The organism is Micromonospora sp. WMMD730 (assembly GCF_049178955.1).
GTDB classification, from domain to species: Bacteria; Actinomycetota; Actinomycetes; order Mycobacteriales; family Micromonosporaceae; genus Micromonospora; species Micromonospora wenchangensis.
The window spans coordinates 5,356,992-5,382,749 of the sequence record NZ_JBMHML010000002.1; the positions used below are offsets into that span (position 1 = coordinate 5,356,992).

At 73.1% G+C, this 25,758-nt stretch carries 18 protein-coding genes and 5 tRNA genes; 11 read left to right on the forward strand and 12 right to left on the reverse strand.

What is annotated here, in order from left to right; all coding sequences use genetic code 11:
• Nucleotides 1-166: 166 nt before the first annotated feature.
• Nucleotides 167-1,171 (reverse strand): NAD-dependent epimerase/dehydratase family protein, encoded by a 1,005-nt coding sequence (locus ACN265_RS22625; RefSeq protein WP_421409363.1) that lies wholly within the window; start codon nucleotides 1,169-1,171, stop codon nucleotides 167-169.
• 1,197 nt (nucleotides 1,172-2,368) lie between these two features.
• Between ACN265_RS22625 and ACN265_RS22630 the strand changes: the two genes are divergently transcribed.
• The gene (locus tag ACN265_RS22630; protein ID WP_421409365.1) at nucleotides 2,369-2,974 is read left to right on the forward strand and encodes a hypothetical protein; all 606 of its coding nucleotides are present in this window, start codon (nucleotides 2,369-2,371) and stop codon (nucleotides 2,972-2,974) included.
• An 80-nt stretch (nucleotides 2,975-3,054) separates the two neighbouring features.
• On the opposite strand, the gene ACN265_RS22635 is transcribed toward ACN265_RS22630, so the two are convergent.
• A tRNA-Val gene (locus ACN265_RS22635) sits at nucleotides 3,055-3,129 on the reverse strand.
• A gap of 9 nt (nucleotides 3,130-3,138) precedes the next feature.
• Nucleotides 3,139-3,211 (reverse strand) — tRNA-Gly (locus tag ACN265_RS22640).
• 157 nt (nucleotides 3,212-3,368) lie between these two features.
• Here ACN265_RS22640 and ACN265_RS22645 point away from each other — a divergent pair.
• Nucleotides 3,369-3,605: a DUF6458 family protein gene (locus ACN265_RS22645; protein ID WP_088646915.1), complete on the forward strand. Its 237-nt coding sequence runs from the start codon at nucleotides 3,369-3,371 to the stop codon at nucleotides 3,603-3,605.
• Between the two features lie 36 nt (nucleotides 3,606-3,641).
• On the opposite strand, the gene ACN265_RS22650 is transcribed toward ACN265_RS22645, so the two are convergent.
• The 4 genes from ACN265_RS22650 to ACN265_RS22665 all read right to left on the reverse strand — a co-directional run bounded on the left by ACN265_RS22650 (nucleotide 3,642) and on the right by ACN265_RS22665 (nucleotide 6,490).
• Nucleotides 3,642-6,062: an ATP-binding protein gene (locus tag ACN265_RS22650; RefSeq protein WP_421409367.1), complete on the reverse strand. Its 2,421-nt coding sequence runs from the start codon at nucleotides 6,060-6,062 to the stop codon at nucleotides 3,642-3,644.
• Between the two features lie 165 nt (nucleotides 6,063-6,227).
• Nucleotides 6,228-6,299: transfer RNA gene (locus ACN265_RS22655), tRNA-Val, on the reverse strand.
• 13 nt (nucleotides 6,300-6,312) lie between these two features.
• Nucleotides 6,313-6,383: transfer RNA gene (locus tag ACN265_RS22660), tRNA-Cys, on the reverse strand.
• Between the two features lie 34 nt (nucleotides 6,384-6,417).
• Nucleotides 6,418-6,490 (reverse strand) — tRNA-Gly (locus tag ACN265_RS22665).
• Between the two features lie 299 nt (nucleotides 6,491-6,789).
• Here ACN265_RS22665 and ACN265_RS22670 point away from each other — a divergent pair.
• Nucleotides 6,790-7,389, forward strand: a complete 600-nt coding sequence (locus ACN265_RS22670) for a TetR/AcrR family transcriptional regulator (RefSeq protein WP_204924047.1) — start codon at nucleotides 6,790-6,792, stop codon at nucleotides 7,387-7,389.
• A gap of 119 nt (nucleotides 7,390-7,508) precedes the next feature.
• The gene (locus ACN265_RS22675) at nucleotides 7,509-10,439 is read left to right on the forward strand and encodes a M36 family metallopeptidase (protein ID WP_421409370.1); all 2,931 of its coding nucleotides are present in this window, start codon (nucleotides 7,509-7,511) and stop codon (nucleotides 10,437-10,439) included.
• A 49-nt stretch (nucleotides 10,440-10,488) separates the two neighbouring features.
• Here the strand turns inward: ACN265_RS22675 and ACN265_RS22680 are convergent, their stop codons facing one another.
• Nucleotides 10,489-11,358 (reverse strand): hypothetical protein, encoded by an 870-nt coding sequence (locus tag ACN265_RS22680; RefSeq protein ID WP_421409371.1) that lies wholly within the window; start codon nucleotides 11,356-11,358, stop codon nucleotides 10,489-10,491.
• 203 nt (nucleotides 11,359-11,561) lie between these two features.
• On the opposite strand from ACN265_RS22680, the gene ACN265_RS22685 reads away from it, so the two are divergent.
• The 3 genes from ACN265_RS22685 to ACN265_RS22695 all read left to right on the forward strand — a co-directional run bounded on the left by ACN265_RS22685 (nucleotide 11,562) and on the right by ACN265_RS22695 (nucleotide 15,193).
• Complete coding sequence (locus tag ACN265_RS22685; RefSeq protein ID WP_421409373.1) at nucleotides 11,562-12,230, forward strand: class I SAM-dependent methyltransferase; 669 nt, start codon at nucleotides 11,562-11,564, stop codon at nucleotides 12,228-12,230.
• A gap of 9 nt (nucleotides 12,231-12,239) precedes the next feature.
• Entirely contained in the window at nucleotides 12,240-13,412 is a 1,173-nt protein-coding gene (locus tag ACN265_RS22690; protein ID WP_421409374.1) for a cytochrome P450, read from the forward strand.
• A gap of 290 nt (nucleotides 13,413-13,702) precedes the next feature.
• Nucleotides 13,703-15,193, forward strand: coding sequence for a SulP family inorganic anion transporter (locus ACN265_RS22695; RefSeq protein WP_204924043.1), 1,491 nt, complete (start codon nucleotides 13,703-13,705; stop codon nucleotides 15,191-15,193).
• 26 nt (nucleotides 15,194-15,219) lie between these two features.
• Here the strand turns inward: ACN265_RS22695 and bioD are convergent, their stop codons facing one another.
• Both bioD and ACN265_RS22705 read right to left on the reverse strand, forming a co-directional pair.
• On the reverse strand, nucleotides 15,220-15,924 hold the full coding sequence (bioD, locus tag ACN265_RS22700) for a dethiobiotin synthase (protein ID WP_204924168.1): 705 nt from the start codon (nucleotides 15,922-15,924) through the stop codon (nucleotides 15,220-15,222).
• Nucleotides 15,925-16,062: 138 nt separating this feature from the next.
• Nucleotides 16,063-17,223, reverse strand: a complete 1,161-nt coding sequence (locus ACN265_RS22705; protein ID WP_357928151.1) for an 8-amino-7-oxononanoate synthase — start codon at nucleotides 17,221-17,223, stop codon at nucleotides 16,063-16,065.
• A gap of 249 nt (nucleotides 17,224-17,472) precedes the next feature.
• Between ACN265_RS22705 and bioB the strand changes: the two genes are divergently transcribed.
• Genes bioB through ACN265_RS22720 form a run of 3 tightly spaced genes read left to right on the forward strand, consistent with a single transcriptional unit; the run spans nucleotide 17,473 to nucleotide 19,232 of the window.
• Nucleotides 17,473-18,468, forward strand: a complete 996-nt coding sequence (gene bioB / locus ACN265_RS22710) for a biotin synthase BioB (RefSeq protein WP_088645442.1) — start codon at nucleotides 17,473-17,475, stop codon at nucleotides 18,466-18,468.
• Between the two features lie 4 nt (nucleotides 18,469-18,472).
• Nucleotides 18,473-18,721, forward strand: a complete 249-nt coding sequence (locus ACN265_RS22715) for a hypothetical protein (RefSeq protein WP_420119729.1) — start codon at nucleotides 18,473-18,475, stop codon at nucleotides 18,719-18,721.
• A 4-nt stretch (nucleotides 18,722-18,725) separates the two neighbouring features.
• Nucleotides 18,726-19,232, forward strand: a complete 507-nt coding sequence (locus ACN265_RS22720) for a GNAT family N-acetyltransferase (protein ID WP_204924041.1) — start codon at nucleotides 18,726-18,728, stop codon at nucleotides 19,230-19,232.
• Nucleotides 19,233-19,302: 70 nt separating this feature from the next.
• Here the strand turns inward: ACN265_RS22720 and ACN265_RS22725 are convergent, their stop codons facing one another.
• Together ACN265_RS22725 and ACN265_RS22730 are read right to left on the reverse strand one after the other, a co-directional pair.
• Nucleotides 19,303-21,777, reverse strand: a complete 2,475-nt coding sequence (locus ACN265_RS22725) for a non-reducing end alpha-L-arabinofuranosidase family hydrolase (RefSeq protein ID WP_420116205.1) — start codon at nucleotides 21,775-21,777, stop codon at nucleotides 19,303-19,305.
• Nucleotides 21,778-21,987: 210 nt separating this feature from the next.
• Nucleotides 21,988-24,960, reverse strand: a complete 2,973-nt coding sequence (locus ACN265_RS22730; RefSeq protein ID WP_421409379.1) for a glycoside hydrolase family 9 protein — start codon at nucleotides 24,958-24,960, stop codon at nucleotides 21,988-21,990.
• A gap of 239 nt (nucleotides 24,961-25,199) precedes the next feature.
• Here ACN265_RS22730 and ACN265_RS22735 point away from each other — a divergent pair, with 239 nt between their 5' ends.
• Entirely contained in the window at nucleotides 25,200-25,604 is a 405-nt protein-coding gene (locus ACN265_RS22735) for a VOC family protein (protein WP_421409381.1), read from the forward strand.
• Nucleotides 25,605-25,758 lie beyond the last annotated feature (154 nt).

Below are 25,758 nucleotides of genomic sequence, written 5' to 3' on the forward strand. Positions count from 1 at the left end.
AGTGGCCGAACTCTAAGGGCGCTGACGATAGTTGTCTACGTCGATTACTTTCCGTGAAGGACAAAGAGCTTCAGATATCATTAAAAGGTGCGCCGACTGGCCCTGACTGGTCCCGTACACAGGGCTCGCGGCGCACCAGCCACCCATCCCCAGACCGGGTCGGTGGCTATCGGGGATGCTGCGCGGTGAGCAGGGCGGCTTCCCGGGTCGGGTCGAGGCCGACGGTCGCCCGCATCGGCCGCCCCGCACGGGGCGGGACCGTGCCCACCCGGTCCAGCCAGCGCCAGGTGTCACCGACCGTCTCGGCCACCGGGCGACAGGTCAGTCCCGCCGCGTACGCCTTCTCGACGCCACACTGCTGCAACCACCGGTACTCGTGGCCCGGCGGGATCCAGATCGGCAGGTCGTTCCACGGTTCGATCCCGGCGGCGAGGATCACCTCGGGGTCGGTCCACCGCAGCCGGGCATCCGCTCCGGTCGCCGCCACCGCCTCGGCCAGCAGTTCGCCCATCGTGGTGTGCCCCGGCCGGCTGATCACGTTGAACGCCCCGCCGACCCCCTCGGCGGCCCGGTCGAGCGTGAAGGCCGCCAGGTCCCGGACGTCGACGTACTGCACCGGCAGGTCGGCCGGCCCCGGGGCGAGCACGTCACCACCCCGGGCCACCCGGCGCAGCCACCACGGCAACCGCCCGATGTCCTCCCCCGGCCCGAGGATCAGCCCCGCCCGCACCAGCAGCGCGCGGTCCCCGAACACCCCGGTCGCGGCCAGTTCACCGCCGGCCTTGCACCGGGCGTAGTCGTCGTCGCCGGTGTCGTCGGCCGCCGACGACACCACCGCCGACTCCTCGCCGCCCCCGGGGAGCACTGGCGGGGCGTAGACCGAGCAGCTGGAGACGTAGGCGTAGTGCCCGGCGGAGCGCAGCAGCGTGGCCGCGTCACGTACCGCGCGGGGCGCGCCGTCCCAGGTGTCGACCACGACGTCCCACGCGCCGCCGGCCAGTTCGGCCAACCCGCCCGGCGCGGTCCGATCACCCCGCAACCGGTGTACGCCCGGCGGGGTCGGTCCGTGTATCCCCCGGTTGAACATGGTCACCGTCCAGCCCCGGCGTACGCCCTCGGCCACGATGGCGGAGCCGACGAAACCCGTGCCGCCCAGCATCAGCAGTCTCATACGTCCCACCCTGCCGGCCCGGGACATCAGCGGGGCATCCTGTTCACCGGCAGCGGATCTGCCATCGGCAGAACCCGCTCCCCCGCCACCCCGCCCGGGTCCTGAGGGTGCGGGGGCGGCCGCGCCCGAACGGGTCCCCGACCGGATGTGGTCGTCGCGCATACTCGCGATACAGCGGTATCCGCTCGACTTAAAGCCACTGTTTCGGCCCCGAGGATGGGCAGATGCCGTAGCCGGGAGAGGATGCCCGGGCCTATCGTCGCGGCAAAGGACGGACCGAACATTCGGCGCACATTCCTATCCGTCCACCGATGCGCCAAAATGAGCTCCGAGGGCGGGCAACTTCGCGGCACTCGTATGCCTGTCAGGCATATTTATGACTCACAGGAATGAAGCTCCGCGCAAGACCAACCACACCGGCCACCACAGGTAACAGGTAGCGGCATGCGCTGACGGCGACCGGTTGCACCCCCTGGCGGCGGGCGAATCGGGCCGGCACCACCTCGAGGCGCAGGAGCAGAGCGCCAGTGGGAACGGCCAGGGGTGACGGCCGGACCCCGCGCACCGTCATCCAGCCCGGACCACCCCGGCCCAGCCCAGCCCGGACCAGCCCAGCCCAGCCGGCCCGGACGAGAGCGGCCCCAGAGCGGACCCAGACCGGACCGGACCGGCCGGACCGGCCAGACCGCCCCAGACGGGACTGGACCGGACAACGGTGACGGCCGAGGCCCATGCGCCGGAATCCAGGCCGACCCGCAGGTGCCACGCCCCGCTGCGGGCCCGGCGGCAGCCCCGCTACCAGGCTCGATGCAGCATCCGCCGACGGAATGACCAGGCACCGTCCGGCGTTACACCCTCTGTACGACCGCAGCAGCACCCCCGGGCCGCCCGACGCCCCGGCCGCCGGCGGAATGACCCGGCACCGACGGTCGTTACACCCCGGTACGACCGCAGCAGCACCCCGGCCGACCCCGCACCCCCGGCGGGAATGACCCCGGGACCCCGGTCGTTACACCTGACCCCGGCACGAGCGGCCACCGCCCCACGCGGCAGGCCCCGGCCGGGAACCCCCCACAGACTTTCCCCCGTATGAGCGCCCCCGACGTGGTGCCCACGCCCCTACGCTGCCCGACCCCCACGGGCACACCCAGCCCTCCACGGGCCGGACGGGGCGTCTACCCCCGAAGGAGCTTCCCCATGAACACCACCATCCTGAACACCACTATCCTGCGTAAGAGCGTCCTCGGCATCGCCGGTCTCGCCGTCGCCGGTGGTCTGGCCGCCGGCCCGCTCAACCACGACACCCCCACCATCGACACCCGCCCCGTCGCCACCGTCCAGGCCGACAAGCCGGCCGTGGACAAGGCCAAGCTGATCCCGCACGGCGTGCAGGGCAAGCAGTCCCGCATCGACCTGAACGACGAGCAGACCGGCAACGCCAAGGCGATCATCGCCGCCACGAAGAAGGCCGGCATGGACGAGCGGGCCGCGGTGGTGTCGATCGCGACCAGCCTGCAGGAGTCGAAGCTGGAGAACCTGGGCCACCTCGGCGACCGCAACGACCACGACTCGCAGGGCCTGTTCCAGCAGCGCCCCTCCAGCGGCTGGGGCACCGTGGAGCAGATCACCGACCCCGAGTACGCCACCCTGGCGTTCCTCAAGGGCCTCAAGCAGGTCGACGGCTGGCAGGACATGCCCCTGACCAAGGCCGCCCAGACCGTCCAGGTCTCGGCCTACCCCGACCACTACGCCCAGTGGGAGACCCAGGCCGCCGACCTCGTCGCCAAGCACTGGAACAGCTGACCCGCACACGACACCACGACGAAGCAACATCATGCGAAGGCCCCTGGCTCAGCTGAGCCAGGGGCCTTCGCATGATGCTCTGGTGGGCGATACTGGGTTTGAACCAGTGACCTCTTCCGTGTCAAGGAAGCGCGCTCCCACTGCGCCAATCGCCCGTGGTCGAGAGCGGACGACGGGATTCGAACCCGCGACCCTCACCTTGGCAAGGTGATGCGCTACCAGCTGCGCTACGTCCGCGTGCCGCCCGGTCTCCCCGGCGACGGGGTGAACTCTACCCCATTCCAAGATCGCCTGCCCGGCCGACCCCACCACGTGGTCCCCTCCCGGCGATTGCCCTGCTCATCGACGGGGTACTGCATCACGACAGCACACCCCCGTCCCCCAAGGAGCTGTCATGGGAATCGGAACGAGCATTTTCCTGCTCGCCGTCGGCGCGATCCTCACCTTCGCGGTGAACGCGAGCGTCGGCGGTGTCGATCTCGACGTCGTCGGCTGGATCCTGATGGCCGCCGGTGTCCTCGGCCTCGTCATGGTCCTGCTGATGCGCGGTCGCCGCCGTACGGTCACCACCGCCGAGCCGGTGGCGTACCAGCGGGTCGAGGAGCGTCGGGACGTCGCCCCGCCGCTGTGAGGCGACCCGCCCGGCACCCCGCGGCGCGGGTGTGGACTACCGCCCGGACGGCAGCGCGTCGAGCCGGTCGCGCACCAGCGCGGCGTCCGGGTGGCTGAGCTGGTCGAGCACGTCGAGTGCCTGCCCCCAGGCGGCACGGGCCGCGTCGGGTTCGGCGGCGGCCAGGTGGCTGTCACCGACGTGCATCAGCGTGACGGACTCGTAGTAGCGTTCGCCGGTCTCCCGCCACAGCGCGAGCGCCTGCCGAAAGCAGTCGAGAGCGTCGCGGTGCCGGCCGAGGTGGTGGTGGGCGAAGCCCAGGCTGTCCCACGCGTGCGCCTCCCAGTAGCGGTTGCCGGTCTGCTGCTGCCGCACCAGGGCCTGGCCGCAGTAGTCCAGCGCACGGAGGTGGTCGCCGAGCTGGATGTGGTACCAGCCGATGTTGTTGAGGGCGTTGGCCTGCCCCTGCGCGTGCCCGGCTGCCTCGAACAGGCGGTGCGCCCGTTGCGCGTGGTGCAGCGCCCGTCGGTGGTCGTCCTGCCGCTCCGCGAGGATGCCGAGGTTCAGCTCGGTCCGCCCGCCACCGACCCGGTCGCCGAGTTCGGCGTACAACTGCCGGGAGCGTTCCAGATGCTCGTGGGCTTCGTCGTACGCGCCGAGGCGCAGGCAGGCGACGGCCCGGTTGCGGTGGGCGCGGGCCTGCCCGTCGCGGTCCCCGGCCGCCGTGGCGGCCCGCAGCGCCAGCTCCTGGGCGCGGGACTGGTCCGTCCAGGCACCCACCCGGTCGAGGTAGGTGTTGACGCTCCACGCCAACTGCCAGGCGTGGGTGGGCAACCCGTGTTCGACGGCCAGGCCGATCGCGGCGAGCAGCGCCCGGTGCTCGGCGGCCAGCCACGCCCACGCCTCGTCCCGGTCGGCCGGCGTGGGCACCGCCGTCCCGGGGTGCGCCGCCGGCAGGTCGATGTCGTCGCGGTGCTTGTGCAGCAGCAGAGCGGCGGCGTACGCGGTGTGCAGGTAGTGGTCGAGCAGCCGGCACAGCGCCGCCCGCCGCAGGCCGGCGGAGTCGGTGGCGACGGCCAACTCGACGGCGTACGCCCGGAGCAGGTCGTGCAGGACGTACCGGCCGGGGGCGTGCTCGGTGAGCAGGTTCGCCCGGGTCAGCACCGCCAGCGGCCGGCGCACCTCGGCCGGGGCCAGGGCGGCGAGGCTGGCAGCCGCCGCCACGGACACGTCGGGCCCGGGGTGCGTGCCGAGCGCCCGGAACAGGTCGGCCGCCGCCGGATCGAGACCCCGGTACGACCAGGACAGCACCGCCCGGACGTCGACGCCGGCCTCGCCGCCGCTGAACGCGTCGAGGGCGCCCCGGCTGGCGGTCAGCTCGGCGGCGAGGCGGACCAGCCGGAAATCGGGGTAGGTGGCGGCCCGCGCGGCCACGATCGCCAACGCCAGGGGCAGCCCGGCCGCCGCGGCGACGATCCGGTCCACCGCCTCCGGCTCCGCCGCGACCCGCTCCACGCCCAGCCGGCGGGACAGCAGCTCGCGCGCCTCCGCCGGGGAGAGCAGGCCCAGCGGCAGCGGGCGGGCCCCCTCGGCGGTGACCAGCCCCGGAAGCTGGTTACGGCTGGTGACCAGGACCAGGCATCCCGGCGAGCTGGGCAGCAGCGGGCGTACCTGGTCGGCGTCGCGGGCGTTGTCCAGCAGCACCAGCACCCGCCGGTCGGCGAGCAGGCTGCGGTAGAGGGCGGCCTGTGCCGCCAGCCCCACCGGGATGCGCTCCGGCGGCACCGCGAGCGCCTCCAGGAACCCGGCCACCGCCTCGGCGGGACTCAGCGCGGGCGACTCGGCGTCGAAGCCGCGCAGGTCGACGTAGAGCTGACCGTCCGGGAAGCGGTCGGCGACCCGGTGCGCCCAGTGCACGGCCAGGGCCGTCTTGCCCACGCCGGCCGTACCGCCGATGGTCGAGACGGGGACGGTGCCCGGCGGGCCGGCCGGCTCGGTGAGCAGGGCGGTCAGGGCGGTCAGCGGTGCGGAGCGGCCGGCGAAGTGCCGTACCGCCGCCGGTAGCTGGCGGGGCACGAACGGGGCCGGGGCCGACGGCGCGGTGCCGGCGTGGGCCTGCCGGTCCGGTTCGGCACGGGCGGCGGTGGCGAGCCGGTCGTCGGCCCGCGCCGCGTCCGCCGCCGCCAGCAGCCGCCAGTACGCCGCCTCCCAGCGGGCCTGGTCGGTCAGCTCGGCGGGCAACCGGATGCCGGCCTGTCCGGCGTACGCGACGCAGGCACCCAGGTAACCGGTGACGAAGTCCCAGTCGGGCAGCGACTTGGCGTTGAGCTTGTCGCTGAGGGTGGAGCGGGCCAGCGGCCTGCCCCGGGCGGCGGCGACCGCCACCAGGGAGTTCAACGACGGCCCGCCCGCCTGCTGGCGTAGTCGCCGCAGTTCGTCGGCGAACGCGAGCAGCGCCTCCCGACCCGTCTCCCCCACCCCACACCCACCCGGCGTCGCGATGTTCCCCTGGAAGAACCGGAGCCAGGATAGCCTGACATCGATGTGCGGTGATGCCCCGGAACGGGGGCGGTGACCGGGCCGACGACCGGACAGCAGTAGGGCCACCTTCCGTGTCGGAAGGTGGCCCTACTGCTGTCCGCGTGGGCGATACTGGGTTTGAACCAGTGACCTCTTCCGTGTCAAGGAAGCGCGCTCCCACTGCGCCAATCGCCCGTGCTTGTTACCGAGGTGGGGACGGGATTTGAACCCGCGTACACGGCTTTGCAGGCCGTTGCCTCGCCTCTCGGCCACCCCACCGAGGTTGCCCCCGTCATGCGTGGCGGCAGCTCCGAGCGGACGACGGGATTCGAACCCGCGACCCTCACCTTGGCAAGGTGATGCGCTACCAGCTGCGCTACGTCCGCTTGCCTCCGGGATGACACCCGGTGACGGATGGAAACTCTAGCCGAGCGCCCTCACCGATGCCAAATCGGGGCCACCGACGGCGCGTCCGGTCTCCGCAGTGGTGACCGGCACCACCGCCCGCAGAGCTTCCTAGGAGAGTTGGTCGGCGCGGATGGGACACGTCGCCCGCACCGCTACCGAACAGGTCGGCAAGGTAGCCGACCCGCCGGTGCGATGCTGTCCGGCTTCCGACTACCGGCAGTCGGATCGGGCGGGTCGGTAACTCCCCGTGGTCGGTTCGATAGGTTACCGTAGCGGCGTGACGAGACGTGCCGCCGCCGATGTCCGCCTGGATTCCCTGCTGCGCACGGCCTGCGACGTGATCGTCGAGCGTGGACTCGCCAACACCCGCACCGCCGACGTGGCCGCCGCCGCCGGGGTCAGCCAGGCGCTGGTCTTCTACCACTTCGCCACCAAGGAGCGGCTGCTCGCACAGGCGTTCGCGTACGCCGTCGAGCAGGAACTGTCCCGGCTGGACGCGGTGCTGCGCTCCGCCACCCCGCCGCTGACCAAGCTCCGGCGCATCCTGCGCCTCTACACCCCCACCGGCCGACCCTGGGCGATGTGGATCGACGGCTGGGCGGAGTCGCTGCGCACCCCGGAACTGGAGAAGGTCTGCCGGCGGCTGGACCTGCGCTGGCGGCAGGACCTGGCGGCGGTGATCTCGGCCGGGGTGGCCGACGGGACCTTCGACTGCGCCGACCCCGCCGGTGCCGCCTGGCGGATCAACGCGGTGATGGACGGGCTCGCCGTCCAGCTCGCCGTGCACGAGCGGGTGATCTCCCGGCGACAGTTCGGCGAGTGGATCCGGCTGGTCACGGCCCGGGAACTGGGGCTCGACCCCGCCCAGCTCGTCTGATCCGCGCACCGCACGCCATTGCCCCCGCCCGATCCGCCTGGTATCCACGTATGCGCATGCGTTACCCCGCCTGCGCCGGGCCGGCGGTGCGCCGGTCCCCGCTCCCACGAGGAGGATCCGTGCCCAGACCGGAGTGGACACCCCGAACGAGCCGGCATCGACGCCGGCTCGTTCCCGTACTGGCGACCGCCGCCGTGGTCGCCGCCCTGCTGCCCGGCGGAGGCACCGCCACGGCCGCGCCGGGCGACACCGCGGCCCCGGCCCCGGGCCGCTCCGGCTCGTTCGCCGACGACCGCCACCAGGCCGCCGACGTCGACAACCGCACCGGTACGGCCGCACCCGACGCCCGCCAACGCAGCCTGGCCCGTGCCACCGGCGCCCCGGTGCGCTGGAACCGGCTCGGCACCCCGCACGCCCTCGGCCCGGCCCGGCTCGCCACCGGCCTGCCCACCGACCCGGAGGCCGCCGCCCGGCGTTACCTCACCACCCAGCGGGACCTGTTCGGGCTGGACGCCGACGCGGTGACCGCGCTCGACCGGGTGCTGGTCCGGCGGATCGGCGACGGCGCGGTGGTCACCCTGCGGCAGCGCTTCGGTGACCTGCCCGCCGGCCACGACGGGCTGGTCACCGTGGCGGTCGCCGACGGCACCGTGCTCTCGGTCAGCTCCTCGCTGACCCGGGACGCCTCGGCCCCCACCCCGGCCACCCGCACCGCCGGGCAGGCGTACGCCGACGCGCTCGCCGACGCCGGCCTGGCCGCCGACGCGGTGGCCAGCCACCGGGTGCGCCCGGTCGCCGTGCCCACCCCGGCCGACGGCAACCGGGCCGCCTACGAGGTGACCCTGATCGGGCGGGACAGCGACCACCCGGCCGCGTTCACCACCTACGTCGACGGGATCACCGGGAAGGTGCTGGTCCGCGAGGACCTCGTCGACTTCGACTCCGACAACCCGAGCTGGGCGGTCTACCCGGCCACCCCGCCGCAGGACCTCGCCCCCGGGCAGGACCCCCGGGTCCGCTGGTGCGCCAGCCCCGCACCCGACTGCGCCGCCGCCTTCCGCGACCCGGCGGGCGGGCAACCCTGGGACGTCGACCTCGCCACCGGGGCACCCACCGGCACCACCCGGGGCAACTCCGCCAACACCGTGGTCTCCTGGGGTGCCGGCAGCCCGATGGTCAACGCCCCCGACCGCCCCGACCGGCGCTACGAGTACCCGTTCACCGACCAGTGGCACCAGGCCCGCTGCAACCCGGCGGCGTTCACCTCCGCCCAACGCAACGACGCCGACGCCGCCACCGCCAACCTGTTCGCCATGCACAACCGGATGCACGACTGGGCCTGGCACCTGGGCTTCACCGAGACCACCTGGAACCTCCAGGCGGTCAACGTCAGCGGCGCCGGGCTGGGCGGCGACGCCGAGCAGGGGCGGGCCCAGCAGGGCGCACTGAGCGGCAACCGGAACAACGCCAACCAGTCCACCCCGCGCGACGGGCTGCCGCCGAGCACCAACATGTACCTGTGGCAGCCGCAGGCCGGTGGGCCGTACCCGCCGTGCGTCGACGGCGACTACGACATGACGGTGATCGGCCACGAGTACACCCACGCCATCACCAACCGGATGATCGCCGGCCCGGACAGCGGGATCGGCGGCCACCAGGGCGGGGCGATGGGCGAGTCGTGGAGCGACCTGCTCGCCGCCGAGTACCTCTACGAGCACGGCCTGCGCGCCCCCGGCGAGACGCCCTTCGTCACCGGCGGCTACGTCACCGGCAACCTGGTCAGCGGCATCCGCAACTACGACCTGAGCCGCAGCCCGCTCAACTACTCCGACGTCGGTTACAACACCGGCGGGCCGGCGGTGCACGCCGACGGGGAGATCTGGGGCGCGACCAACTTCCGCATCCGCGCCGCCCTGGTCAAGAAGTACGGCCTGGGCACCCCGGCGCGGCAGCTCGACTGCGCCCAGGGCCGGGTGGCCGCCGAGAACTGCCCCGGCAACCGGCGCTGGGTGCAGCTGGTCTTCGACTCGTTCCTGCTCCAGGCGGCCAGCCAGGTCAGCATGCTCGACATGCGGGACAACCTGCTCACCGCCGACCGGCTGCGCTTCGGCGGGGCCAACCAGGAGCTGATCTGGGCCGAGTTCGCCCGCTCCGGGATGGGTCGGGACGCCGCCACCGTCGGCGCCGCCGACACCGATCCGACGCCGAGCTTCGCCAGCCCGGCCGGCGGCAACGCCACGCTGACCCTGCGCCCCCGGGGCGACAGCGCCAACGCGCCGATCCGGCTCTACGTCGGTGACTACGAGGCGCGGGCCACCCCCGTCGCCGACACCGACCCGGCCACCCCGCTGCCGGCCACCTTCGAGGCCGTCGCCGGGACGTACCAGCTGCTGGCGGTCGCCCCCGGCTTCGGCCACCAGCGCCTGGAGGTGGTCGCGAAGGCCGGCCAGCAGGGGTACGTCGACCTGCGGCTGAGCCAGAACCTGGCGTCCACCAGGTCGGGGGCGAGCATCGCCGGGGACGGGGTGAACCTGGACCGGATCGCCGACGACACCGAGGCCACCAACTGGGCGTCGTTGACCGGGGTGGCCGGCAAGCAGGTCACCGTGACACTGCCCTTCGGCACGCCGCAGCCGGTGCAGCGGGTCAACGTCAGCGCCATGCTCCGCCCGGCGATCACCGGCGACGCCGACCCCGGTGCGCAGAACGCGCTGAGCGCGCTGCGGTCGTTCGCGGTGTCGACCTGCGACGCGACCACCACCGACTGCGCCGACCCGGCCCGCTGGACCCGGGTCTACACCAGCGCCGACGACGCGTTCCCCGGTGGGAGGTACCGGGCCTACAGCCGGGACCTGATCGCCCGGTCGTTCCGGGTGTCGGCCACCGTCGCCACCCACGTCCGGCTGGAGGTGCTGGCCAGTCAGTGCACCGGCGGCCCGGCGTACGCCGGTGAGCAGGACGACGATCCGGCGACCCGGACCGACTGCGCGACCGCCAGCCCGGCGCGCGACCAGGTGCGGATCGCCGAGTTCCAGGTGTTCGCGAAGTGAAACCCGCCGGGGCCGGGTGGTGGCGCCACCCGGCCCCGGCGGCCCCCGATCACCGTCGGACGGTGGTCCAGCGGACCGGGCGACGGACCGGGCGGGCATCGTCGCCCGCCACACCGTCGGCCGTGGTCCGGGTGAGCTGCCGCAGCCGCATCAGCAGGCCGACACCGAGGAAGAGCAGCAGGCCGCCGAGCAGGAACGCCGCCTGCACCAGCCCGAAGCCCCCGCTCTGGTCGGCCGAACGGTTCGCCGCGGCCGGTGGCGGCACCTCGGCCAGCGCCTCCTCGGTCGGTTCGGTCTCCTCCTCGCTCGGCTCCAGCACCTCCTCGGTCGGCTCCGGCGACGCGGTGGTCGGCTCGGGTGCGGCCGTGGTGGGCGCAGGGGCCGTACCGACGACCTGCCGGGTGGCGGTGCGTCGGGCGAGCAGCCGCAGGTTCGGGTCGTACGCCTCGGCGGCCATGGTGATCCGGCCCCGGGTGACGTCCTCGGCGAAGGCCACCCGGTAGGTGGCGGTGACCGTACGGTCCGGGCAGAGGGTGCCCGGGTCGAGCTGCCGGTCGGTCAACCGGGCCACGTCCCCCTGTGCCCGGATGTCCAGCGGGAACGAGCCGGTCTCCTCGACCCGGTCCATCTTGACCTGGTCCAGTCGCAGCCCCTGCACCGAGAGCACCATCGACCAGCGGACCTTCACACAGCCGCCGTTGCCCTGGCGGGACACCACCGCCGAGACCGTCCGCACCTGGTCCCCGGCGGTGAACTGGGCGGGCAGGCCGCTCAGCTCGGTGGAGAAGCGGTCCGCCGCCGACGCCGGTGTCGGCCCGACGAGCCCTGTCCCCGACAGGCAGGCCAGCACCGCCCCGACCCGTAGCGCGTTCCGCCACACCATCACCACCGCCTCGCTCCTCCCGTCGGTCTTGTCCACTCGCCACGCTATGAGCAGGATGGGGAAGCCGGTAGACGGGCGTGTTCGCGCCGGTCGGCAAGTACGGTGCGGGTTAACACCGACAGTGGTGAACCGGTCACCCGTCCTCGCCGACACGCCGGGTGACGGTGTGGGCTAGGCCGCTTCGTCGGGCCGGTGAGGGTCGACCGCGCCGGGGTTCGCCCGGCTGACATCCTGGGCGGGTGTCCGATCTTTCTGCGGCCTTCGTCCGGCTGCACGCCCGGCTCGCCCCGGTCGCCTTCGTGCCCGAGGTGCGGTTGCACCAGGCCGACGAGCCGATCGGCCTGTGGGAGCTGACCGAGGGCGAGTTCCGCAGCTCCCAGCCGCCGCCGTTCTGGGCCTTCGCCTGGGCCGGTGGGCAGGGCCTGGCCCGGTACGTCACCGACCACCCGGAGACGGTCGCCGGTCGCCGGGTGCTCGACCTCGCCTCCGGCTCCGGCCTGGTCGCCATCGCCGCCGCACGGGCCGGCGCGGCGGCCGTGCGGGCGGTGGAGATCGACGAGCGGGCCGTCGCCGCCGTCGCCCTCAACGCCCACGCCAACGGGGTACGCGTCGACGCCGAGCTGGCCGACGTGCTCGACGGCGACGCCGGGGACGCCGAGGTGCTGCTCGCCGGGGACGTCTTCTACAGCGAGGCGATGGCCCGCCGGGTGCTGCGCTTCCTGCTGCGGGCCGCCCGCTCCGGTGCCCGGGTGCTGGTCGGCGATCCGGGCCGGGCGTTCCTGCCCCGGGAACGGTTCCGCGAGCTGGTCGGCTACGACGTGCCGGTGCCGGAGGCGTTGGAGAGCGTCCGGGTGAAGCACACCACGGTGTGGGAACTGGACCCCGCCCCGCCGGGGGCCGCCCGCTAGCGTGACCGGGTGCTGTTCCGGGGGTGGGAGGCTTCCGTCGACGGGCCCTGGCCGGACGTGGCGACGGTCGTCGACCGGGTCGGCGGCGTGCACCTGGTGGTGACCCGGCACGCGCTGGTCCGGCAGGTGCTCGCCGACGCGGCGACCTGGCGGCCCGACAACGCCCTGGACGCGGTGACGCCGATTCCGGTGGCCGCGCTGCGGGTGCTCACCGCGCACCGGTTCCGGCTGCCGCCGACGCTGGCGAACAACGCCGGTCCGACCCACCCGGCGATCCGGGCGATCGTCGCCGAGGCGCTGCACCCCGACCGGGTGGCCGCCCAGCGACCGTGGCTGACCGCCCTGGTCCGGGCCCGGGTGGTCGACATCGCCGCCGACCTGGCCGCCGGTCGGCCGGTCGACCTGCACGCCCGGCTCGCCGCCGACCTGCCGCTGCTGGCGCTGGCCCGGCTGGTCGAGCTGCCGGACGCCCCGGTGGGTGCGGTGAAGGACTTCGCGCGGGCGGCACTGGAACTGTTCTGGGCCCCGCTGGACGCCGACCGGCAGCAGACCCTCGCCGTCGAGGTGGGCCGGTTCCACGCCGTACTGCGGGAGTTCGCCGGCACCGGCGGCGGCCTGGCCGGTCGGCTGCGCGCCGCCGGGCACCCCCCGGACGTTGTGGTCGGGGCGCTGTTCTTCCTGCTGGTCGCCGGCCAGGAGACCACCAGTCAGTTCCTGACCCTGCTGCTGCACCGGCTCACCGGCGAACCGGGGGTGCGCGCCGGGCTGCGGGCCGGCACGGTCGCCGTCGCCGACGTGGTCGAGGAGGGCCTGCGCCGGGAGCCACCGATCGTCACCTGGCGGCGGGTGGCCGCGGTCGACACGACCCTTGGCGGTACGCCGGTGCCGGCGGGCAGCTCGATGCTGCTGTGGCTGGCCCGCGCCGGCTGTGACCCGGAGGTGGTGGCCGACCCGGCCGGGTTCCGCCCGGGGCAGCGCGGGTCCCGCCGGCACCTGGCCTTCGGGGCGGGGGCGCACCGCTGCGTCGGCGCGCACCTGGCCCGGCTGGAGGCGGCGGTGGTGGTCGCCGAGGCGACGCCGCTGCTGGACGCGGTGACGGTGGTCCGTCCGCCGTGGTGTCCGGACAACCTCACCTTCCGGATGCCCGACGCCTTCGTGGTCCGCCGCACCACCACGCCGTAGCCTGCCCGAACGCCGCTCACCTGCGGAAACAGGCGTAACTCCCACTCCCCACCAAGGGTTGAACCCGGCGTGACGCCCAGCGCCACACCGAGCCGGGAGGTCCACATGCACCCCACCCCCTCCCCACTCCCCCCGCCCTTCCCGCTCCCCCCGCCCTGCCAGGTTGATCAAGAGGTTCGAGTCAGTTCGGAGATCAACGTTGACGCGAACCTCTTGATCACCGGAGCGGGTGGGGTGGCACGGGACGGGGTGGCGTGCACGGGTGGGGTGGCGTCGGGTGGTGGGGGGCGGTGAGGTGGGGAGAGTGGCGGCGGGACGTCCCGGCGTCGCTCGTGGTGTTCCTGGTGGCGTTGCCGCTGTGCGTCGGGATCGCGGTCGCCTCCGGGGTGCCCGTCGAACTCGGGCTGGTGACCGGGGTGGTCGGTGGGCTGGTGGTGGGGGTGATGCCGGGCAGCAGCCTCCAGGTGAGCGGGCCCGCCGCCGGACTGACCGTGCTCGTCGCCGAGGCCGTGGAACGGTACGGCCTGGCCGGCCTCGGCACCATCGTGCTGGTCGCCGGCCTGCTCCAGATCGGACTGGGACTGTTGCGGCTCGGCCGGTGGTTCCGGGCCATCTCGGTGGCCGTGGTGCACGGCATGCTCACCGGGATCGGCCTGCTGCTGGTCGCCGGACAGCTGCACGTGCTGGCCGGGGCGGACACGCCACCGACCGGGCTCGCCGGATTCACCGGGCTACCCGCCCTGGCCGGCGAGCTGACCGGCTCCGGCACGGCGCGGGTGTCACTCGCCCTCGGCCTCGCCACGCTCGCGGTCATGCTGCTGTGGGACCGGCTGCCCGGCCGGCCGGGCCTGGTCCCCGGCGCGCTGGTCGCCGTGGTCGCCGCCGCGGCGGCGAGCGCCGCCCTGCGGCTGCCCGTGGACACGATCACGGTGGAGGGGATACTCGCCGCGCTCACCCCGTCACTCGGACACTGGACGGCCCTCACCGACCCGGGGATGCTCGCCACCATCGTCACGTTCGCCCTGGTCGCCTCGGCGGAGAGTCTGTTCAGCGCGGCGGCCGTCGACCGGATGCACCAGGGCCCCCGGACCGACTTCGACCGGGAACTCGTCGCCCAGGGCACCGGCAACACGGTCTGCGGGCTGCTCGGCGCGCTGCCGATGACCGCCGTCATCGTGCGCAGCTCCGCCAACGTACGGGCCGGCGCGCGGACGAAGGCGTCCCGGGTGCTGCACGGCGGGTGGCTGCTGCTCTTCGTCGCCGCCGTACCCGGGCTGGTCGGGTTGATCCCGATGCCCGCGCTGGCCGCCGTGCTGGTGCACGCGGGGTGCAAGCTGCTGCCGTGGCGGGCCCTGCCCGAGCTGTGGCGGCAGCACCGGGGCGAGGCGGTGGTGCTGGTGGTGACCGCCGCGGCGATCCTCGGCACCGACCTGTTCACCGGTGTGCTCCTCGGCCTCGGGCTGGCCGTGGTCAAGACCGCCTGGGAGACCTCCCACGTGCGGGTCGTCGTGCACGACGACGTCGACCCGGTGCAGGTGGCGATCACCGGCAACGCCACGTTCCTGCGGCTGCCCACCATCCTCGCCACGCTCGACGCCCTGCCCGACGACCGGCGGGTACGGCTGGACCTCGGCGGCCTGCGGCACGTCGACCACGCCTGCCGGACCGCCCTGGACACCTGGATCGAGGCGCAGAACCGCGACGCCGACGTCGGCGTGCAGGTCGTCGCCCCACGGCCGGCGCAGGACGACCGACCCAGGCCGGTCCCGGCCGCCGAGTGAGAGCACCGGCAGCGCCGGTCAGGTGTTCAGCCGGCGTCCTCGGCCCAGGTGCGCCAGTCGTCGAGCACCCCGTACAGGTCGGGGGTGAGCCAGCCCGGGGCGGACCGGCGGAACACCCCCGGGTCCATCGCCCCGGCCCCCGCCGGCAGCGCGCCGAGCAGGTTCGGCACCAGCTCCGTCAGGTTCGCCCAGTGCACCAGCTGCGGCTCCGCCGGCCACGCACCGATCACCACCCCGGCGGGCACGGCCCGGCGCTCCAGGGCCTCCAGGGTGAGCGCGGTGTGGTTGAGGGTGCCCAACCCGGCCCGGGCCACCACCACCGCCGGGGCGCCCAGCGACACCGCCAGGTCGGCGACGGTCCACGCCTCGCCCGACGGACGCAGCCCCATCGGCACCAGCAGTCCCCCGGCCCCCTCGACGAGCACCAGGTCGTGCTTGTCGACCTCCGCGCGGATCGCGTCGACGGCCGTGTACAGCTCCAACGGCTCCAGCTCGGCCACCCGGGCGGCGGCCAGCGGGGCCAACGGGTCGGGGTAGCTGGCCAGGGTACGACCGGTCAGCGGGGCGGCCAGCCGGGTCACCGCGTCCACGTCGCCGGGCTCGCCGGTGGCCGTCCCCGACTGGCCCGGCTTGACCACCGCGACCCGCAGGCCGGCGGCCTGCGCGGCGGCCGTGATCGCCGCTGTCACCACCGTCTTGCCGACCTCGGTGTCGGTCCCGGTGACCAGCACCGCACCCTTCCACCCACTCAAGGCAGGACCACCTCGGTTCGCGACTGCGGGGCTCGCAAACCCGGCTCACTCCTCACGCTCACAGGACCACCTCGGTTCGCGACTGCGGGGCTCGCAAACCCGGCTCACTCCTCACGCTCACAGAACCACCTCGGTTCGCGACTGCGGGGCGCACTCCACGATGGTCTCCAGGGCGTGTTCGAAATCCGCCCGGGTGACCCCGGTGGAGAGGGTCAGCCGAAGGCGGGAGCGGTGGTCCGGGGTGGACGGTGGGCGGAAACAGCCGACCGCGACGCCCCGGGCCCGGCAGTCGGCCGCCCAGGCGGTGGCGGCCTCCGGGCCGGGTGCGGTCACCGACACCACGGCGGCGTCGGGGGTGGACACCGGCAGCCCGGCCGCGCCGAGGCGGCGTACCGCGTAGCCGGCCCGGTCGGCCAGTTCGGCGCGCAGGTCGTCGGCGGCGCGGGCCAGCGCCACGGCGGCGCGTACCCCGGCGGCGACGGCCGGCGGCGGCGCGGTGTCGAAGATGAAGGTCCGCCCGGTCTCCACCAGGTGCCTGACGAACTCGGCCGGGCCGGCGACCACCCCACCGGCACCGCCGAGCGCCTTGGACAGGGTCGCGGTGACCACCACGTCCGGCGCGCCGGCGAGCCCGGCGGCGGCCACCGCGCCGGCACCGGCCGGGCCGGTGACGCCGAGCCCGTGCGCGTCGTCGATCAGCAGCAGCGCGCCGTGCCGCCGGGCCACCGCGTGCAGCGCGGCCAGCGGCGCGAGGTCGCCGTCGACGGAGAACACCGACTCGGTGACCACCACCGCCGGGCGGCCCGGCGCGGCGGCGAGCGCGGCGGCCACCGCGTCGACGTCGGCGTGCGCGGTGACCACCGTCTCCGCGCCGGAGATCCGGCAGCCGTCGATCAGCGAGGCGTGGTTGTGGGCGTCGGAGACGAGCAGGGTACGCGGCTGCACCAGGCCCCGGACGGCCGCCAGGTTGGCCAGGTAGCCGGAGGAGAAGACGAGTGCCCGGTCGACGCCGAGCCAGTCGGCCAGGTCGTCCTCGAGCGCGTGGTGGACGTCGGTGGAGCCCCGGACCAGCCGGGAGCCGGTGGCGCCCAGCCCGTACCCGGACAGGGCCCGGCCGGCGGCGGCCACCACCTCGGGGTGGGTGGAAAGGCCCAGGTAGTCGTTGCCGGCCAGATCGACGTCCGGGTCACCGGCGGCGCGGGGGCGCAGGGTACGGGTGAGCCCCGCCTTCGCCCGCAGCGCGGCGCGACGGTCCAGCGCTGCCAGCCAATCCGCCACCGGTCACCGCCTCCGTCCGTCGTCCGACCTGCCTCCCGCCCGTCCGCCGGGCGTCTGCCGCCCGGGGACGACCGGCCCGTGCCGGTGGGTGACGGCGTTGCCGCCGCCGGGCGAAATTACCATCCGCCGGGCCGGCACCGGCGTGGCGGCGGGCCCGCCGCACCGCCACGCGGAAGGGGCGGCCGGGGTGGCCGGGGGCCGTCGGCTCGGGCGTTTCCCGGCCCGCACCGGCCTTGTAGGGTACGAGCCATGCCAGAGATCCTCGACCAGGCCCGGACCCAGGTGCTGGGCGACGGCGTCGGCCTCGACCAGGCCGGTGTCCTCGCGGTGCTGACCCTGCCCGACGAGCACCTCACCGCCGCCCTCCAGCTCGCCCACGAGGTGCGGATGCGCTGGTGTGGTCCGGAGGTCGAGGTCGAGGGGATCGTCTCGCTGAAGACCGGCGGCTGCCCGGAGGACTGCCACTTCTGCTCGCAGTCCGGCCTGTTCACCTCGCCGGTCCGGTCGGTGTGGCTGGACATCCCGTCGCTGGTGGAGGCGGCGAAGCAGACGGCGGCGACCGGGGCGAGCGAGTTCTGCATCGTGGCCGCCGTGCGCGGCCCCGACGACCGGCTGATGAAGCAGATGCGCGAGGGGGTCGCCGCGATCCGCGCGGAGGTCGACATCCAGGTCGCCGCGTCGCTGGGCATGCTCAGCCAGGAGCAGGTCGACGACCTGGTCGAGATGGGCGTGCACCGCTACAACCACAACCTGGAGACCTGCCGCTCGTACTTCCCGAACGTGGTCACCACGCACTCGTGGGAGGAGCGCTGGGAGACCCTGCGGATGGTCCGCGAATCGGGCATGGAGGTCTGCTGCGGTGGCATCCTCGGCCTCGGCGAGACCGTGGAGCAGCGCGCCGAGTTCGCCGCGCAGCTCGCCGAGCTGGACCCGCACGAGGTGCCGCTGAACTTCCTCAACCCGCGTCCGGGCACGCCGCTGGGCGACCGTCCGGTGGTGGAGGGTAAGGACGCGCTGCGGGCCATCGCCGCGTTCCGGCTGGCCATGCCGCGCACCATCCTGCGGTACGCGGGCGGCCGGGAGATCACCCTCGGTGACCTGGGCACCCGCGACGGCCTGCTCGGCGGGATCAACGCGGTGATCGTCGGCAACTACCTGACCACGCTGGGGCGGCCGGCGACCGACGACCTGAAGCTGCTCGACGAGCTGAAGATGCCGGTCAAGGCGCTCTCCGCCACCCTGTGAGGTGATGATGACCGACGCGGGTGACCCGATCACCGACGGTCGTACGGCGGGCTCCGCCGTGCTGACGTCGGCCGCGACCTGGTGCGACCGCTGTGGTGCGGACGCCACGGCGGGCCCGCACCCGGGCTGCGCGGCGGCCCGCGTGCTGGAGCCCCCGCGCTACTGCGGGCACTGCCGACGGCGGATGAAGGTGCAGGTGCTGCCGGTCGGCTGGGCGGCGGTCTGCGTCGAGCACGGCGAGATCCGGGGCTGACGGCGTGCTGCGGGGGCGGACGGTCACGCTGCGGCCGATGGCGGAGGCGGACGTGCCCGCCCTGGCCGCGATCCGGGCCACCCCGGAGGTGCGCCGCTGGTGGCGCGGCGACGACGACCTGGCCGCGTCGGTGCGGGCCGACCTGGCCGACGACACGCTGGCGGTCTACGCCATCGAGGACGCCGGCCGGCTGGTCGGGGCGATCCAGTGGTACGCCGAGACCGACCCGGACTACCGCCACGTCAGCCTGGACGTCTTCCTCGACCCGGCGGTACGCGGCACCGGGCTGGGCGGGGACGCGATCCGCACCCTGGTCCGGCACCTGGTCGACGAGTACGGCCACCACCGGTTCACCGTCGATCCGGCGGCGGCGAACACGGCGGCGATCCGGGCGTACGCGAAGGTGGGGTTCCGTCCGGTGGGCGTCATGCGGCGGTACGAGCGGGGCGCGGACGGGCGCTGGCACGACGCGCTGCTGATGGACCTGCTCGCGGAGGAGCTGGCCGGCTGAAACGGGCGGGCGTGCCCGGCACCCTCAGGTGCCGGGCACGCCCCGGTTGTGCAGCGTGCGAAGGTGTGCCTCAGCGCTGGAGGGTGAGGACACCCGGCCGCCACGGCAGCAGGTTGTAGTCGGTGTTCGCGTTCGGGTCCTTGCCCTGGTAGAGCAACTGCAGGTTGCAGGCGTCGACGGTCTTGGTCTGGTCGGGGTTGGTGCGGACCAGGTCACCGTGGCTGATGTCGTTGGTCCACGTGGCACCGCTGTTGGCCTTGCCGGCGAAGGGGTTGCTCTCGCTGGTGGCCTGCGGGGTCCACGAGCCGCCCAGGCTGCTGGACGTGAACGACCGGAAGTAGCGCTGCCCCTGGCTCCCGATCGCCTCGACGAGCATCAGGTACTGGTTCTGGCCCGCCACCTTGTAGACCTCGACGCCCTCGAACAGGTTGTTGGTCGAGTCGGTCATGACCGTCGTATAGCTCGAACCGAAGCTGCCCGGGAAGTTCCCCAGCGGCATGCTCGACCGGTAGATCTTGCCGTTGTCCCCGGCGAAGAACAGGTACATGTTCTGGTCGTCACCGATGAGGGTCTGGTCGATCACCCCGTACGGGGCGTCCGGGAGGGTGGCGGTGGACAGCGTCTGCGCCGAGGACCAGCCGTTGGCGTTGGTCGGGTCGCTCGACGTCTTGTAGCTGAACGAGGTCGGTCCCCACTGGTACGCCAGCACCCAGATGTTCTTCGGGGCGAAGTAGAGCAGGGTGGGCGCGACGGTGCCCTGGCTCATGCCGTTCTGGCTGGCCGAGGCCATGTCCGACCAGTTGGTGAACGTGCCGAAGTTCATCGAGCTGTACTGGCCGCTGCTGTTGACGTACGAGCCGTAGACCAGGTGCTTGCCGTTGTAGACGACGTTGGTGAAGTCCTTGAGCGAGACCCAGCCGTTCTTCGGGCTGGTCAGCGCGCCGGTCGACGACCACCGGTAGGTCGACGGGAGCGCGCAGCCACCACCCGGGGGCGGCGTGGTCGTCGGCGGCGGGGTGGTCGGCGGCGCGGTGGTGGGCGGGTTGCTGCCACCGAAGTCGGTGCGCCACTGCTGGTTGGTCTGCCCGTGGCAGTCGTACAGCTGGACCTGCTGGCCGTTGCCGGTGCCCCAGACGTCCAGGCAGCGGCCGGACTGCACGCCGCTGATGGTGCCGTTGGAGTTGATGTTCCACTGCTGGTTGGCCCCGCTGTTGCAGTCCCAGATGATGATCCCGGTGCCGTTGGCGGTGGCCGCGCCGTTCGCGTCCAGGCACTTGGTGCCGTAGACCCGCAGCTGCTTGTTGGCGGTGTACGTCCACTGCTGGTTGGACTGGCTGTTGCAGTCGTAGAGCTGCACCCGGGTGCCGTTGGTCTGGGTGGAGTTCGGCACGTCGATGCACCGGTTCGACGCCACGCCGACGATCCGTCCGGCGCCGCCGCTCGGCGGCGGGGTCGTGGTGGGCGGGGGCGTGGTGGGCGGGCCCGTGGTCGGCCCGGAGGTCGGGGGTGCCGCGTTGAGCGCGTTGAGGACCGAGTTGTACGCGGCCTTCTTGTTGCCGCCGCCGTCGAACAGCAGCGGGTTCTCGTTGGAGCGCCAGGAGTCGCTGTCGCGCACGCCCCACACGGTGATGCCGATGCAGCGCGGCACGTTCAGGCACGCCTGGGTCAGCCCGGCGTACTGGGTGGTGGAGGAGTTCGTGACGTCGACCTCGGTCAGCGCCACGTCCACGCCGAGGGCGGCGAAGCTGGACAGCGTGGTCTGGAAGTTGCTCGGCAGCGAGCTGCCCCCGGTGAAGTGGGTCTGCAGGCCGACGCAGTCGATCGGCACGCCCCGGGACTTGAAGTCCTGGATCATGCGGTAGACGCCCTGCGTCTTGCCGTACGACCAGTTCTCGATGTTGTAGTCGTTGTAGCAGAGCTTCACCGACGGGTCGGCGGCGCGCGCGGTGCGGAACGCCACCTCGATCCAGTCGTTGCCGGTGCCCTGCAGGTTCGACGACCGGCGGCTGCCGTCCTCGTTGAACGCCTCGTTGACCACGTCCCACGCGGCGAGCTTGCCCTTGTAGTGGCCCATCACGCCGTTGATGTGGTCGATCATCGCCTGGCGCAGGTTGCTGCCGCTCAGGCTCTGCATCCACGGCGGCTGCTGCGCGTGCCAGGCCAGGGTGTGCCCCCGGACCTTCAGGCCGCGCTGGGTCGCCCAGTTGTAGATCTGGTCACCGGAGCTGAAGTTGAACTGGCCCCGCTGGGGCTGCGTCGCTTCCGGCTTCATCTCGTTCTCGGCCGTGATCATGTTGAACTCGCGGCCGGCGATCGTGCTGTACGTCGAGTCGCCGAGCCGGCCGGCCGCAATGGCCGTGCCGAAGTACCGGCCCGACTGCGCGGCGGCCGCGCCCAGCGTGCTCGCGGCGGCGTTCGCCGACGGCATCATCACCGCGGCGGATACCACCGTCACGACGCCGACCGCGCCGGCGAGCAGCGCCCGGACGGCGGGCGATCGCCGTCGCCGGCCGCCGTCGTGGTGGACGGATGGACCTGTTGCCATCGTGGCCTCCTTGCTGGCCAACACCCGGGCCGTCGGGGCGGGACGGCCGGGCGTCTTCGGTTGTTAAATCTAGTAGCGTCGATGTTTCCATCCTGCACCGGCCGGAACAAAGGTGTTTCGGAAAAGTTTCGGAACATTTTTGGCCCGGTCTGGTCCGACGCCACGTGGCCGGTCACCGCAGGTGCGGTGCCGGCCACGTCACGTCGATGCTCAGGAGACCGTGCAGGTGGCCCCGTTGAGCGTGAAGCTCGTCGGCTTCGGGTTGCCGCCGGTGTGGGTGCCGTTGAACCCGATGCTGGTGGACGCACCGGGGGCCAACGCCCCGTTGTAGGTCATGCTGGTCGCGGTCACCGCCGCCCCCGTCTGGGCGAACGTCGCCGACCAACCCTGGCTGACCTTCTGACCGCTGGTCGGGAAGGTGAAGGCCAGGCTCCAACCGTTGAGCGCGGTCGTACCGGTGTTGGTGATGCTGATGCTGGCGGTGAAGCCGTTGGTCCAGTCGGTGGTGGTGTAACCGACCTTGCACGACGAGGCGGGCGTGGTCGGGGTCGGGGTGGGCGTCGGGGTGGAGGTCGGCGTCGGGGTCGGCGTCGAGGTGCCCGGCAGGGTCTGCACGGTGAGCGTCTTCGACGGGGTGGACGGGTTGCCGGCGGCGTCCACCGCCACCACGTAGAACCCGTACGAGGTGTCCGGCGTCAGCCCGGTCACCTGGGCGGTGGTGCCGGTGCTCGTGGCGACGACGAGATGGGCCGGCCAGGACGTCTTGTAGACCCGGTAACCGGTGACCCCGACGTTGTCGGTGGACGGCGTCCAGCTCAGGGTGAGCCCGGTCGCGCCGATGTTCGACGCGGTCGGGGTGCCGGGCGGGGTCGGCCCGCTGGTGTCCGAACCGGTGCCCGCCGGGGTGGCCACCGCGAGCGCCGACGACCACAACGAGCTGTTGCCGGCGCCGTCGCGGGCCAGGACCGAGAACCGGTAGTTGCTGGCGGGCGAGAGCGTGGTCAGGGTCAGACTGTTGGTGGTGGTGCGGAAGGTGGAGCGCACGTCGCTGCCGACCGGCTCCATGGCGACGTCGTAGCCGGCCAGGCCGCTCCCACCGGTGTCGGTGGACGCGGGCCAGGTCAGCGTCATGCCGGTGGGCGTGATCGCCGAGGCGACGGGGGTGCCGGGGACGGTGGGCGGGGTGGTGTCGGTGGGCGTCGAGGTCGGCTCGTCACCCCAGACCCGGGTGGTCCCGGCGTACAGCGGCACCTTCGGGTTCGGTCCGGCGGTGGCCTGGTACGACGGGTCGTTGGTCGGGTCCCAGGTGCCGCCCTCCGGTACGCCGATCTTGAACTGCACCTCCATCCGGTGCTGCGACTGCCCGGCCGGGGCGATCGTCTGACCGGTGCAGTCCACCTCGACGTACCAGATGTCGCCGGAGAGCTGCTTGGCGGTCGACGGCGACGGGCAACCCTGGGTGTAGCCGGGGGTGACCTGCACGGCGGTGCTGCCCTCGGGGCGGAAGTAGTAGCGGAACTTCCCGTTGGTCAGCGCCCGCGCCGGGAACGCCGACTTGTTGTAGATGATCGCCTTGAGCCCGGTGGCCCGGGGCTCGGCCTGCATCACCGTGGTCTCCACGGTCAGCTCGGGGATGTCCGGCTGCTCGGCAATGGGGAAGTTGGCGAGCGGGGTGCCGCCGTACTCCTGGGAGAGCCGGGCCAGGGCGGAGGTGAAACCGGCGTTGTAGTCGGTGGCGACCTCGTTCATCACGTAGTCGGACCGGCTGTCGGTGTAGGCGTCGTTGGCCGAGGACGGGCCGCCGACCAGCGCGCCGTAGAGCACGTGCCGGGTCTCGACCGGCACCGTCTGGCTGTCCCACCAGGAACCGTGGGCGGTGCGGTGGTGCGGGTTCTTCGGCGCGTTGGCACCGAACCCGATCACGTAGCTGGACTTGCGCGGGTTGTCGCCGAGCGCGTAGTTGATCTGCCGGACGGCGAAGTCGTGGAACCGGGCCTTGCGGGTGGCGTCGGTGGTCTTGTCGCTGTAGACCAGCGCCGCGAAGCTGGTGTTGGCGGCGTACCGCAGCGCACCCCAGGAGTCGAGGACGGCCATCCCACCGGGCGAGTAGGGCACCTTCTGGCCGTTGACGCCCACCGTCCAGTAGTCGAGCCACCGGTTGGCGTCGTCGACGTACTTCTGCTTGCCGGTCAGGTTGGCCAGCAGCACGTACGCCCCGAACTGCTTGTTGTCCCAGGCGATCGTCCACTTGTAGGACCGGGTGGTGGACTGCGGCTCGGTGCCGAGCTTGTCGTACTCGCTCTCGGCCTTGGCCAGGTAGGCGGCGTCACCGGTGGCCCGGTGCAGCCAGATCGCACCCCAGACGAGTTCGTCCTGGTAGCCGCTCCACGACTTGTAGAAGCTCGTCGCGTCGGTGATGCACTCGTGGTAGCTCTTACGCACCGTGTCGGCGAACGTGTAGAGCTGCTTGGCGTGGGTGAGCAGCTTGTCGGCGTAGGCGGCGTCGGTGGGCCGGAACACCATCGACGACGCGGCCATCGCCGCCGCCGTCTCCCCCGCCAGGTCCGCGCCGCCACAGCTCGCATCGATCTTGTACGCGGGCCGCGCCATCGGCAGCACCTCGGCCGGGCCCCACCACTTGTGGTCGTCGTCGCCCTTGCCGACCTGCCCGTAGAGCACGTTGGCCGAGGGGTGCGCCTTGATGAAGTAGTCGTTGACGAAGCGCAGGTTGTTCAGCAGCGGAGTGAGCTGGCCTGACGCGACGTACCCGTCGCGGTACTCGACCGCGCCCCAGGCGAGCATGGTGGCGCTGAACGCCATCGGGAAGCCGAACTTCACGTGGTCGCCGGCGTCGTACCAGCCGCCGGTGAGGTCCACGCCGACGTCCGCCCCGTCGGTGAGCGCGGAGTCGCCCCGCCAGGAGACCCGGTTCCAGGACGGCTTCTTGCCGGACTGCTGCGCCTCGTAGAACAGCAGCGACTTCTGCAGCGCCTCGGGGTAGTTGAACATGCCGGTGCCGGCGGCCTCGGCGCGCCCGGCAGCGGTGGGAGCGGCCCCGGCGGTGAGCGGGACCGCGCTGATGGCGAGAGTCAGACCGCTGGCCAGGGCGGCACCGGCGGCGAGCAGGCGGCGGAGCCGGGGCCGGCCCGCGCCCGACCGGCCGGGCCGGTTCGGGTGCTGCATGCGGAACTCCTGTCGATGGTGCCTCCGGCGACGCCCACCGGACGCGGGGACGGGGGCGTCGCGGGTGGTGGGCGTCGCCGGAGGCGGGTGGTGGTGAGAGGACCGAGGGAGTCGCGGGAGCGCTCCCATGGATGTGCGCCAATGTAATCGTTCGGTCATCGGTTTGTGAAGGGGCCAACCCCGACGACACCGGAAGAAGCTCCCCGGACACCGCCGCCCGACCGGACTAGCCTGGATCGATGTCGATGATCGAACAGGTGTCACTCGGGGTGAGCGACGACCGCCGCGCCGGCCGGTTCTGGGCCGAGGCCCTCGGCTACGTCCGCCGGCCACCCCGCTACCCGGGGGACGGGTGGATCGTGCTGGAACCGCCGTCCGGCGTCGCCGGGGTGCCGCTGGCGATGGACGTCAGCGTCAGCCCGGTGTCGGACCTCCCCCGCATCCACCTCGACCTGCACGCGGGCGACCGGGACCTCGACGACGAGGTCGACCGGCTGTGCGGTCTGGGCGCCGAACGGGTCGACTGGCCGCACTACCCCGCCGAGCCGGAGCCAGGCCAACTGCCGTACGTCGTCCTCGCCGACACCGAGGGCAACCGGTTCTGCGTCTCGGGGCACCGTCGGGCCGGCGTCTTCTTCGGCTGAGCGCCACCCCGCCGGCCGAAACACCCACCGACCGTGCGCCCACCGACCGGGAGGCGGCGGCCCCGGGGCGCGGCAGGCCCCGACTGGCGACCCGGAACCGGCCCGGACATGGGCAGGGCCCCCGCACCGGGGGCCCTGCCTGTACACCGTTCTC

Bases quoted from the DNA above. Each gene is read 5' to 3' on its own strand.
- ACN265_RS22625 (WP_421409363.1), bottom strand. From the start codon at position 1,171: ATGAGACTGCTGATGCTGGGCGGCACGGGTTTCGTCGGCTCCGCCATC.
- ACN265_RS22630 (WP_421409365.1), top strand. From the start codon at position 2,369: ATGAACACCACCATCCTGAACACCACTATCCTGCGTAAGAGCGTCCTC.
- ACN265_RS22645 (WP_088646915.1), top strand. From the start codon at position 3,369: ATGGGAATCGGAACGAGCATTTTCCTGCTCGCCGTCGGCGCGATCCTC.
- bioB (WP_088645442.1), top strand. From the start codon at position 17,473: ATGCCAGAGATCCTCGACCAGGCCCGGACCCAGGTGCTGGGCGACGGC.
- ACN265_RS22715 (WP_420119729.1), top strand. From the start codon at position 18,473: ATGATGACCGACGCGGGTGACCCGATCACCGACGGTCGTACGGCGGGC.
- ACN265_RS22725 (WP_420116205.1), bottom strand. From the start codon at position 21,777: ATGGCAACAGGTCCATCCGTCCACCACGACGGCGGCCGGCGACGGCGA.
- ACN265_RS22730 (WP_421409379.1), bottom strand. From the start codon at position 24,960: ATGCAGCACCCGAACCGGCCCGGCCGGTCGGGCGCGGGCCGGCCCCGG.
- ACN265_RS22735 (WP_421409381.1), top strand. From the start codon at position 25,200: ATGTCGATGATCGAACAGGTGTCACTCGGGGTGAGCGACGACCGCCGC.